The sequence below is a fragment of the Nostoc sp. PCC 7524 genome, from assembly GCF_000316645.1.
In the GTDB taxonomy this organism is placed as follows: Bacteria; Cyanobacteriota; Cyanobacteriia; order Cyanobacteriales; family Nostocaceae; genus Trichormus.
Genome location: NC_019684.1, coordinates 140,112 through 152,161, shown reverse-complemented (window position 1 = coordinate 152,161; position 12,050 = coordinate 140,112). Strand labels below are relative to the sequence as shown.

Sequence of the window (12,050 nt, the reverse complement as noted above, 5' to 3'; positions counted from 1 at the left end):
TAATACTGCCAGCTAGTTATTGAGAAAATTCTCAATTGTTGGACATAGTTGTGGGATTGTACTGATATTGTCTCAGATTTGGAGGTATATCGATATTGAGTAGACGACAGTTGTGATAAATCTTCGTACCTTTGTGGGATTTTAAGTTTACAACGTACCAGTTGTCTTTAGGCGATCGCGCTTCACGCTGCCTGCATCACCCCACTTTTTGATCTAGACATTTTCGGGAAAACCGTACCTAATAAATTCGTATTCTTCCTACCTTTTATTCAGTCAAAATTTTGGTGCGGTAATCCTGAATTTAAAAAGTGAGATTAACCGTATTTTCAGTCATTGTATTTCGCCATATTCTAATAATCAAAGCAATGATAAATCCTGAAGTAAGTAAATAAAAAATTACAAATTGGAGAGAGTTATGGTATTAGTACGCTACAACCCCTGGCAAGAATTGAACGCACTGCAACGTCAAATCGACTCCTTATTTGAAGATTTCCCAGCACCCACTTTGGCTAGAGCTATAGCAGCCGAACTCCACGAAACCGAAGAAGCCATACACCTGAAGCTGGAACTGCCTGGAATCGAGGCTAAGGATGTAGATATCGAAGTCACCGAGAATGCAGTTAAGGTGGTTGCCGAACGTAAATCTGAAACTAAAACCGACAATAATGGTAAAACAAGAAGTGAATTTTACTACGGCAAGTTCCAACGAGTAATTCCCCTGACTGCTCGCATTCAAAATACCAACGTCAAGGCAGAATATAAAGACGGGATTTTGAATTTGACTCTACCTAAAACCGAGCAAGAAAAAAATAAAGTCGTCAAAATTAACCTTGGGGAAGGTGCGGCATAGAGTTGATATTAGTAAGCAAGTATTCAACTAATAGTGTGACATGATGTTAAACCTGGTTGAAATATATCAACCAGGTATTTTATTTTAATAAATACTTGTTAAATTGCCTTAGTTGGAATAAAAAGTGCGATTGGAAGTTCGGCTAATTCGAGGTCAAGATAACGCAATAGCAGAGTAAGTTCATGAGCGAACAATTTGCCAGTCCGATGGATTTGCTGTTTGATGAAGAATCGTTGCTTTTGGGTATCGAAGCTGAGGATGCGGTAGGAGGTAACATCAGTGCTGGTTTAGACTGGGGTTCTGCCATCGGTCAACTAATGCTCAACCCCGGATTGTTTAGTCGCCTAACTACTTTACGGGTTTCGCTTAACCGGGAAGTGCGATCGCTACTCAACGATTGGAATTTGGGAACTGCGACTTCTGTTGCAACTTCTACAGCACGGGAGCGCCTGCTCCAAAAGTTGAGAATGCCCACCCCTCAAGTACGAGAACGCATCGAGGCTATTTTACAGAGGGATGAACTTTATGGCGAAGAGTTTATTTCCAACCGACAGGTGCTACGCGAACTAATTCTTGTAATGCTGACACAAGAAGATTGGGAAACTATAGCAGCAGTTGCGGCAGATTCATTGAAAGTGCAAATTATGCACCAAGCCTCGGCTCTGGAAAATCTCGGCGAATAAATATCAAGATTGTCTGCCAAATCTAGCAATTAATTCCTCCCGTGACAATTGCATGAGTAATGGCGTAAATTCTTGTGGTGGTAAGGCTAATAATAATTCAATAATTGCGCTTAATTCTTTATCTAATGAACCAAAGCGAACTTGTAATAAGTTTTCGACAACAAGACGTTCTCCTTCCAGTTTGGCTTGTTCTCGGTCTTGTTGATACAGTGGTTTTAGCCGCATAATTAACTCCCTATCATCTTCTTCTAAATTTTGATTTACTCTCAAATTCTGGCGCAGGTTGTAAACTAATTCTAGCGTCGCTTTCTGGAATGGATGATTTGATGGTAGTGCTTTTAACTCATTAATTGCCTGCTCTTGTACCCTTCCTCTACCCAGGATTCTCAGCCATAGTGTTTCTGGAGTTTGTGGTAACTGATGGATGACTACAATGGCTGCACGTAAATAGTCTGCCATGAAATGTACTCCAGGCAACCAATCTTCCCCTTGAACTGCACGAAACCCTGACAGCAGCGTCGCGGATGCTGTGGGGGTGAGAATCCATAATTTGGGAATTTCTAATTCTTGAATAAGGGTTTTATTTTTATTAGCTTCTCGTTGTAATGCACCCCTAACTTCTAATAATTTCAACAGACAATCACAAATTTCTTCTTTAGATGCCGCATTGCGGAATGGCTCAAAGATAGCAGGATTGGTCGCAAACTTTCCTAATAAACCTAATGTCGCTAAATTGGTAGTTTGTTGTGCTGCTGGAGAAAAGAAAACATCAATTTCTCGCACTTCTCCTGCTACACGACTGGGGGCTTGTACTTCTCCATAAGGTTTTAGTAATTCTTCCAGATAATCCTTGGCGAATTGGTCATGAATAAATCGAGTCATTTAATTTTATTTATTGTGAATTGATTGGAAATAATTAATAATATTTTATCTATTTTTACAACTCTAATAATGATAATTTGTTCTTATGCTGTAATATCTAATCAGCATTATTGGTGATTGTAAAAAGTGAATTAGTGTAAAGATGTCTATCGACAAGAAAGAACTGGTACGCCGTGTGTCCCAACGAGTGTGCAAAGAAACTGGCATTGTGGAAGAAGTCATTGATGCAACGCTTGAAGAAATTTATGAATCCCTCAAACAGGGAGACAGTGTTTCTTTACGTAACTTTGGAACTTTTTACGTAAGAGTAGAACGAGAAAGTTGGGTTTTTAAATTCAATCCCTCTCAACGGTTGCGTAAGTTGTTTGGCTGGTCGTCTACTTACAAGGCGTAAGAGTAGTGAGGCTTTTTGACTGGAAGCAACGGCTGCGAAAAGGAATTAAATGAAAGCACTAAGTTGAGTTATTGAGACACTCAAATCAAACTCTAAAGAAATGTACTTTCAACTCAACTGTTGCTCTAGGGCTTATTAATTATTTTTCAATTCACAATCATCTTTGTATAATTACTACAAAATTTGTATATAAATTGAGTAGAATTTGAACTTGATTTAAGTTATACCATTTATTTGTGAAGATGCGTTTATAGGACTTACCCAAAACTACATAGGTTCTGGGGCAATACCCTTTGCTTCTTTACGAGAGGCTGCGCCCTAAGCGTAGCTATGCCATAGGCTTTACGCAACGCTAGCGCGAACGGGAAGCCTTCGGCTACATGAATTGCCCCTACGTGAATAAAGCGCAGCCTCACATAGAATTGATATTAGGTAATAAAAACATCTAGCTCAATTAGATGCTTGGGTTTATTATTTTCTAGGAGTTGTCGCTATGAAAAATGCCTCCGACGCATCCTTGCGAACGCAAAACTGAACTACCGCCCCCAAGCATCCGACACCAGCATCGAAGCTGATATCTACCTGTTTGCCCGATTGCGCCAACTATCGTTCAAACAACGGGTAGAAATGTTCGCCACTTTTTTGTAAATGATAATCTCATGAATCAAAATAGCTTTGAATCCGTTAATCCTAATGATATAGATGAACTAAGTCCCTCTATTTTGCTGGAAATACAAGATAATGTTAGACAAGTTATAAGCGATAAATTACCGCAACATTTACAAGGTGAAAAGACATTATCTGCATCAGAAGCGTCAGAGGCGACAGATAATTCTGACTTGTTTGAAGCTATTTTTAATGAAGTATTGTATCGAACTATTTCTTCGATAGTTTCAGGAAAACATAAAATTGATGAAAATAATCTGCAAAATTCCTATAATATAGTAAATAACAATCTTCAAGGCTATAGAGACAGCCACCAAAACTCATTATTTAAATCACAGCCATTTGAGGCTATTCCTACAGCAGCACTTATGCTTTCAAGCATCAACTCTCAAATCAAAAAAGAAGAGTCGTGGCAAAAAAATGAAGAAGGGATAGCAGTTGCACAACACAAAGCTAAAGGCAATCCCCAAAATTATATTGAGCATTATATTAGTACCCCTGGTGATATAACATTACTTCCTTGGAATGAAGCCCAACAGATTATCGATAAATTTGGGTTTACTAGTGCCAAGCTGCATTTAATATTGGCTGCCTATACAATGGAGCAGGAAAAACCTTGGGAGAGTTTATTTACTGTAAAAGGCAGTGATTTGATAGAAAAAATTGGTTGGGATAAGCGAACTGATTTACCTAAATGTCAAAAACTTTTAGAAATAGCAAAAACCGCATTTGCATTGGATTGTTTATTAGTTAAAACAGTATGGATAGAAGGGAGAAATAGAAAAGGTGGTATAAATGCTAGTACCCCTGTTGGTCGCATGTGGAACATCACGATTGTGCCATATGGTCAGGTAAATACATCTGGAAAAATAGAAGAGCCTGATGAAGTTCAGATAATTGTTCAACCTGGTACTTGGACTAAATACTTTTTAAACAAAGCGGGAGCCGAATCGCGGGAAGCTTTATATCAGTTTGGCTACTTAGCCCAGAATGTCTTAAAAATTGACCCATATCATGAAGAACTCACGCTAAGGTTGGCTATATATTTGACATTGGATAGTCGGGTTCGTCTTGATGGAAGCTACAAGGTACAGGAGCTAATAGAAATTGTATTGCCCAAAACAGAAATAGATAAAGCTTTATCAGACTTCCGTAGAGCTTACGACCTAAAACAGCGCTGGGATAACGCTCTGAAGCATCTGCTTAATTTGGACTGGCAAATTGTGTTTGACCCAGAAACATACCCCGAATGGCTAAGACCAGAATACACGCAGAAAAAGCCTAAAGGCTACTTTAAAAAACTACTGGATGCCAAGCTGACCATCAAACCCCCACATCCTATTCCTGAACTAATAGCATCCAAAGTTAAGCCAAAGGTACAACAATTACAGCCTAAAGCGAAGGATACAACGCCAGAAGACATTAAATTGACTGGCAGCCAAGTGAGGGAAGCGCGTATTGCCAAAGGGTGGCCACAGACAAAGCTGGCTAGCGTTCTTGGTGTATCCCAAAAGTTTATCTCACTAGTTGAACGAGGCGATCGCCCCCTCAGCCTACAACAAGCCGCCTTTGTCCGTATCCTCTTAGATATCAAAATTTAGGTATTAATACTTGAAAAAATCTTGACCACCAGCTGACTATCAACTTCAGGATGATCACGACATTAAGCTAACAAGAATGCTCCATATAAATTGTTAATGCAGTTGAACCCCAATTCCAGCTAAGGGTAACGCTTCTAGAGATACCGAATAGGATTTGCTCCCCCTTCAGCAAATTCATTCCAATTCAAGTCAGTTTCCCCTATATATTGAACATGAGCTAGTTGAATTTTATACCGATTTTCTTCAACAAATTCCACTCCAGCATGATTGGCAATGTATAACCTATTGATCGGATGTTCACGCTGATAAATAATGACTCTATCAACTGAACGATTTGGATCAATTTTCCAATCTCCTGTTAAACCTGTATTATCATTACCAAGTTCAAATAGTGTCCCATCGGTAAAAATAACAATGATACTTTCACCAGGTTTAATAAAATCACGAGCTTTCATATCTGACTACTCAAAAGATGTAAACTGTGGACAGTCGCTAATTATTATTTTTTGTTATTAAAAATAGGGTTCTGACTAGAAAATTCCCTAGCTTTATAAAACATAAGTAAGTAAAAAGTGTGGACGCTTTCATTTTGCTATTGACGAAATTCAGATGACTGAACTCCACGACAACATGGATCTTCCTGCTTCCAAGGAGTATCCCCTTGAACCACAGTTGTATCAACACCATAAGGTTGACTATCTTTATAACTTAAAATAATTGACCAACAGTCTTCGCAAAGATTAGCTGTTTTACTTAATAAAAGATTGTATGCAGGGGCGGATGGAGAAATATCAACATATTTAGCTGGGTTAGATTTAACCAGTGAAATAAGGCTTTGCGTATACATAGTTAGACCAACTTTATCGGTTTTGGAGAGCTTATCCCATCCAGTTTTTGGAATAATGACGCTGACGACAGGTAAAGGAGTTAATCCACCTCTAACTTGATAAATTCCCTTTAGACTTTTAAAAACCTGCTGACCACGAATTACTTGGGCTTTCTGAATTTTTGACTTTTGTTGTTTCAACTTTTCAACATTTTTCTTGGCATAGGCTAAGTTCTTTGGATAAGTTACTATTCTTTGTTGTGCTACTTGATAGTTTGGATGTGTGGGTGATACATCCTTCATAAAATTGATAGCTGCTTCCCATTCACCTGCTACTTTGTTCCACTCATTTAAAGAACGTGCAGTTTGAGCTAATTTCGCTGCATTGGTGGCCTTACTAACCCCATCTGAAAATGGATCAGTTGCAGGTGGAGGTACTTGAGAAGAAGCAGGGGAGTTAACTACTGAGGTCGATGATTGTGTAAGTTCTATAAACTTATTTTGTACTCCCTGAATAGCTTGGAGAATGAAGCTAAAAATTATGAGTATTGTTAAAAATTTTGCCCATCCTGGGAATTTCAAGAATATCCTCAGAAGAAGTTTCATGAGATAAGCTATTCTATTTTTTTGATCGCCTTCAAAAAAATTCATAAGTTCCGTTAGAAACGATCACCACTTATATTTAGTGTTCCCAGTTGCGATCGCTAAATTAATACAGCTATTCAAGAAAAACTACTATTGCTCTTCAGTTCGCTTGATAAATGTCGTGTATCGGATTAACCAAGTCGCTCGATTATCTATGCAACTCGCACCGCCATAATAGATGCACAGAGAGACGAGCCATTACTTCGCAAGAACGATAAACAGCATTGGCTTCCAAAAGCTTTAATATACCTTAATTTGCTGTGAAACTTAGATGGCGTAAAAATAGTGAAGAAATAATTTGCCGCCATGTACAGCAAGGGTTTTAGCCGTTATGTAGCGGTAAACGTCAGCTTCGGTGATCTTACCCCTTGTTCTAGTTTAGTTCTAGGAAAAATTTAGTTCTAAAGAAAAAAGTTGAAAAAATTGGCTTCAAAGCTTTGCCCTGTATAGCTTTGAGCTTTAGAACAAAAACTCTAGTATCCCAGGATAAAAACTCTAGTATCCCCGGATGAACTGTCGCTATAACCCTTGCTAAATAAGGGTTTTTTTCTTCGGAGAAGATAGATCAGTTTTCAAACATTGTTCTTGCGGATATGGCATGATCTTGCAATATTACTTATACGACTGTCTGCCGAGGGGGTAAATCACGCTTTTTTGTGTACTTGCCAAATGCTCTGTGTTTGGCAATGTGGGTGACAGCGTGAGAAACCCCACAGCTTTAGCCGTGGGCTTGAAAAAGCCCATCTGACTAGAGTAAGTACCTCGCGTACAAGGACTGCATTTACCAAGGAATTTTGTGTATGGATTTAAAGATTAAATTGCCGGATTTACTCAATCAACTTTTGTCAGGGGAGTGCCGCAACTTCCAAAAAAAAAGCTGGGTAGTCCGCTAGGTGCTTGGTTTCAACAAAGACTCATAGCCTAAGCATGAAAGCCTAAGAATGAAAGCCTAAGAATGAAGACCGCGAGATGACTGGTAATCATCTCAGCAACTGGGGGAGCTATCCCCAACAAAAAGAAAAGTTAGATTTTTAAATTTGATTTCATTCTAGGCTATAAGCCTCTTGTTGACCAACTAGGCATTAAACCGAGATAAATGTAAAAACCTGCAATTTGGGTCTGAAACCCTTGTGCTACTTTCATTTTGAGAATAAAGCTAACTTTTTCAAGAACCGCAAACAAAGAAAAATCAGGATTTTTTAAGCACAACAGCAGTTTTTTACATACACAGAGGCTTGATGCCGACTAGCGGCTACCCGATGACCTTTATTAGTGCATCGAGGGAACGCCATTTATGTATCTGCCACAAAACTCAGACGATTTTGCTAAATCAAATCGGACGCATTTTTCCCAAACCAAAATCAAGCCCCACCAGCCAAAAGACCCAGTGGGGCAACGCTATGTAAAATATTTCTGGCATCCTTGGAGTGCCATAGTCGCCCCAGTACCCGCTTTCGTCTCCAAACCAGCGTGGCGTACTATCGACTATTACCTCCAGCCATCCCAGTTGTGGAAATTGCATCAAAACAGCCAGCAGCTAGTAGGCGTTCGTTTTGGTTCCAATACCCGTTATGCCATAATCGACCTCGATGCAGGTGGCGACTACCATAACCTAGAATCTATCAACCGCATCAAGTCCGCCCTCGAAGACATCGGCATAGTCGATATCATCATCCTCCAGTCCAGTCATAGCGGTGGCTATCACCTGATAATAACCTTTACCACCCTCCAGCCCACCTTCAACCTAGCCTGCGCCCTAGAATATGCCTTAAGAGACGCAGGATTTATCCCCCGCAAAGGGCATTTAGAAATCTTCCCCAATGCCAAACCTTGGGGTGAAAACTGCATAATCAACTACAATGCCATCCGTTGCCCCATGCAACCAGGAAGCGGTGCGTTATTGCTAGATGATGACCTGCAACCAATCAGCGACTCAGTTTCCGTTTTTCTCGATTATTGCGATCGCGCCGCAGTACGTCAAGATTTAACCCAACTCAAACGCGCCATCAAAAAAGCCAGAAAGCGTCACAACCGAGAACAGTATCGCAAAAAAGCATCCGCCAACGTAGAGGAATGGCGTGCCGACTGGGAAGAAATCATCACCACAGGCTGGACAAGCTTTGGACAAACCAACACCCTCCTACAAATCCTTGTAGGCTACGGAATCGTCTTTTTGGACTTAAAGGGCGAAGCATTAGTTAAATACGTCGTAGAGACCGCCACAGTCGCCCCTGGTTACATGCAATATTGCCGCCACCAGCATGAAATCGAAGCTAGGGTGCGGCATTGGATAGAATGCACAATTCGACACCATTGGTATACCCCCTATGCCAGCTATCCAGAACGCCTGTTGGGGACATTTGCTAACACATTTGCAGGAGCGATCGCGGGTATAAGGGGCATAATCAAACCCAAAGACAACATCATCCCCTTTGATCGTCGCCAAGCTTTAAACCAGCAACGCAGCCTAGAAGCCCAAAGAAGGATTCGGTGGACAGTAAATGCCTTGGAATGGGGTACAGGCTTACCAGAGGGCATAACCGACCGTACAAAAGCGATCAGCAACGAATATAAGCAACGTTTTCACAAAACCCTTTCTCAAGAGACACTGCGGAAACATCTACATCTGTGGCATCCCAAATGGTACATAACTGACCCTTGGGCAGAAAATAGCTCAAACCCTTGCCAGATAAGCAAAGACGGGCATTTTGACAAAACGCATAGCCCTGAAAAAAATCAAAAAGCCCAAAATCCTTACCAGACGGACATCAACGGGCATTTTTACTATATGAAGGTTTTTTGTCTACCTCCTGCTGCTACAGCCCCCCAAGGGCTGGAGTCAGCAGGGTTAGTTGAACAACCCGATGTTTTTCAGAAAGACTCAGCTGTAATCCAGTCTGCGGAAAATGTTGCATTCATAAATTCTTCTAATACTGCTGAAATTAATTCAAATAAAACCAGCAATCAATTAGAGAATTCAGTTTCTACAAACATTTTACAACCAAATGAATTCAGTTTTCATCAGGATTTTATATACCCCTGTAGCTCCGGCACGTTGTCAAAAGTTGATAATCAAAACTTATCTAACACGGGGAATAACGGGCTGGGTGTAGTTTCGATACCTGCTGCGGTTGCACCAGAATCACCACAGGAAATTGCCAACAACGGGTTGCAGAGTGCATCCGAGGGTAATTCAACAGCCGCTAGAGTGACAGCAGAATCATCACTCCAAAATGCCAACAACGGCTTGCAGGGCGTATCTGTTGGTGGAGAGGCTGCTGATGTTTCCTACCGCATCGAGGAACTCAAGCGAGTGACAAAACTACGGCTAATGGCTCTAACCCAAGCTAGGGCTAAGGTGCGCCAATACTGCGTAATCACGGGACATATTCTCAGCATTCAGGAACGCGATCGCTTAGAGCAACGTGCCAAAATGCAATTCTACCTCGATTCGGGTAACGAAACTCTAATTGCAGAAGCTAAGGAGTGGGCGACTGCCAATCCTGGGTGTCTACCGTTTTCGTTGGAGTTGGCGTTTCGAGAAAGCAAAAGTTAGTGATGGAATTGGGTAGATATAGCTGAAATTACACCCAAAAGCACAACAGGCGAGCGCTCAATGTTGGCAAAGTACGACAAGCTTCCTAAACCCAACTTGGCATAGAACCTCTATTTTCGCTTTTGCAGGGATCTCGATTCTATGCCAATACCAATTATATTTCTTTTATTAAATCCAATGCGATTTGTGCATTGGATATCCTACCTTCCTTCTGGAATAACTCAACAGCTTTGATTAAATCATTGATCGCTCTGACTTTGTTTCCTAAAAGTTTATAAATAGTACCTCTGTTATAGTATGCTTCAGGAAAGTTACAGTTAATATTTATAGCTTGTTCGTAATCCTCAATTGCCTTTTGAAACTCACCTAAATATTGATAGGCTGTGCCTCGATTACAGTAGGCAATATAAAAGTTCGGATTAATGCGAAGGGCTTGGCTATAGTCCTCAATTGCCCCTTTCCAATCTCCCAATTTTTTACGAGTATTACCTCGGTTAGAATAGGCTTCATCAAAGCCAGGACTAATGTATAAAGCTCGATTGAAATCTTCAATCGCTCCTTCTATATCTCCCAATTGATTGCGAACGATACCTCGATAATTGAAAGACTTAGCATAGTTTGGGTTAAGGTGCAAACTTTGGTTAAAATCTTCAATTGCTCCTTTTGTATCTCCCAAATCAGCACGGACAATGCCTCGGTTATAGTAAGCTTGAGCATCGTTAGGATTAATAAGTACAGTTTGAGTGTATGCTTCGATTGCTCCTTTCATGTCTCTTAACTGCTGATAGCTAAAAGCTAAATTATGATAAGCATTAGCATAATTAGAATTAATATTTATAGCTTTTTTGAAATCTTTGATTGCTTTTTTTATATCTCCCAATTTCCTACATATAACACCTCGATTATTATAGGCTTCAGCAAATTTAGGATTAATAGAAATACTTTTTGTAAAATCCTCAGTTGCCGCTTCTAAATATCCCAACTCAGCGCGTGCTATTCCCCGGTTGTAGTAAGCAATAAAATTTTTAGGCTGAAGAACAAGAGATTTGTTAAAATCATTAATTGCTTCTTTTAAATCTCCTAAGTTAGCATAAATTAATCCTCTGTTATAGTAAGCCTCAGTGTATTGAGATTGTATGTTTAAGGCTTGATTGAAATTTTGAATTGCTTCTTCTAAATCTCCTGATTCAGCACAATATAAACCTTTGTTAAAAAAAGCTTCAGCCAATTTAGAATCATTTTGATGTTTATTAACATGGCTATAACAAGAGCTATCATCTTTATTAAAAATATATTGATTAAAATCATTAACTGCCCCTTCTACATCTCCTAAATAGGAACGAGCTATACTTCTACAGTAATAGGCTTCAGCAAAATATGGATTAATATCAATAGCCTCATTATAATCCTCAAGTGCTTCCGAGAATTTTTCTAATCCAGCACGTAAATTGCCCCGCATAAAGTATGCTTCAGCAAAGTCTTCATTGATATAAATAGCCTCATCATAATCTTCAATGGCATCTTCTAAATTACCTAATTTAGCAAAAGCCATACCTCTATTATAGTAAGCTTGAGCCAAGTTGGAGTTTATGCGAATTGCTTGCTCATAATCTTTAATTGCACCTTCAAAATCTCCTAATTTTGCACGGGACATCCCTCGTTCATTAAACTCATCGGCATCATTGTTCAATTGAATTTGAGACATAATTTTTGTACTGCTTTGTTAGTATTGTTCTAATTGCTTACAGAGATTCCACACATTTATTTACAGTGTTCCCAAAATGGCATCTGCCAATATAGGGTAGCCGCCGAGATACCAGCAAAATGGGACACGTTGTAAAGTTTTGTAACGCAGATACTTGAAAACCCTTGATTTTACGTTGTTTCAATACCGAATTGAGCGTATCCTCTCTTGCGAAGACATTCCCTAAAAAGCTCATTAATGGG

Annotated in this window: 9 protein-coding genes; 5 read left to right on the top strand and 4 right to left on the bottom strand. The window is 39.8% G+C overall.

Going from position 1 to position 12,050, the window contains the following annotated elements:
* The first annotated feature begins 415 nt into the window (after window positions 1-415).
* Together NOS7524_RS00650 and NOS7524_RS00645 are read left to right on the top strand one after the other, a co-directional pair.
* Complete coding sequence (locus NOS7524_RS00650) at window positions 416-850, top strand: Hsp20/alpha crystallin family protein (RefSeq protein ID WP_015136525.1); 435 nt, start codon at window positions 416-418, stop codon at window positions 848-850.
* 182 nt (window positions 851-1,032) lie between these two features.
* Entirely contained in the window at window positions 1,033-1,533 is a 501-nt protein-coding gene (locus tag NOS7524_RS00645) for a hypothetical protein (protein WP_015136524.1), read from the top strand.
* Between the two features lie 3 nt (window positions 1,534-1,536).
* On the opposite strand, the gene NOS7524_RS00640 is transcribed toward NOS7524_RS00645, so the two are convergent.
* The gene (locus NOS7524_RS00640; protein ID WP_015136523.1) at window positions 1,537-2,415 is read right to left on the bottom strand and encodes a hypothetical protein; all 879 of its coding nucleotides are present in this window, start codon (window positions 2,413-2,415) and stop codon (window positions 1,537-1,539) included.
* A gap of 142 nt (window positions 2,416-2,557) precedes the next feature.
* Between NOS7524_RS00640 and NOS7524_RS00635 the strand changes: the two genes are divergently transcribed.
* Together NOS7524_RS00635 and NOS7524_RS00630 are read left to right on the top strand one after the other, a co-directional pair.
* Window positions 2,558-2,809: an HU family DNA-binding protein gene (locus NOS7524_RS00635; protein WP_015136522.1), complete on the top strand. Its 252-nt coding sequence runs from the start codon at window positions 2,558-2,560 to the stop codon at window positions 2,807-2,809.
* Window positions 2,810-3,468: 659 nt separating this feature from the next.
* Window positions 3,469-5,076 carry a helix-turn-helix domain-containing protein gene (locus tag NOS7524_RS00630; RefSeq protein WP_015136521.1) on the top strand — a complete coding sequence of 536 codons (1,608 nt, stop codon included), beginning with the start codon at window positions 3,469-3,471 and terminating at the stop codon, window positions 5,074-5,076.
* Between the two features lie 134 nt (window positions 5,077-5,210).
* Here NOS7524_RS00630 and NOS7524_RS00625 read toward each other — a convergent pair whose 3' ends face one another.
* Window positions 5,211-5,531, bottom strand: coding sequence for a hypothetical protein (locus NOS7524_RS00625; protein WP_015136520.1), 321 nt, complete (start codon window positions 5,529-5,531; stop codon window positions 5,211-5,213).
* A gap of 137 nt (window positions 5,532-5,668) precedes the next feature.
* The gene (locus NOS7524_RS00620; RefSeq protein ID WP_015136519.1) at window positions 5,669-6,553 is read right to left on the bottom strand and encodes a hypothetical protein; all 885 of its coding nucleotides are present in this window, start codon (window positions 6,551-6,553) and stop codon (window positions 5,669-5,671) included.
* A 1,288-nt stretch (window positions 6,554-7,841) separates the two neighbouring features.
* Here NOS7524_RS00620 and NOS7524_RS00615 point away from each other — a divergent pair.
* Entirely contained in the window at window positions 7,842-10,103 is a 2,262-nt protein-coding gene (locus NOS7524_RS00615) for a hypothetical protein (protein ID WP_015136518.1), read from the top strand.
* A 154-nt stretch (window positions 10,104-10,257) separates the two neighbouring features.
* On the opposite strand, the gene NOS7524_RS00610 is transcribed toward NOS7524_RS00615, so the two are convergent.
* On the bottom strand, window positions 10,258-11,808 hold the full coding sequence (locus NOS7524_RS00610) for a tetratricopeptide repeat protein (RefSeq protein WP_015136517.1): 1,551 nt from the start codon (window positions 11,806-11,808) through the stop codon (window positions 10,258-10,260).
* Window positions 11,809-12,050: the final 242 nt, after the last annotated feature.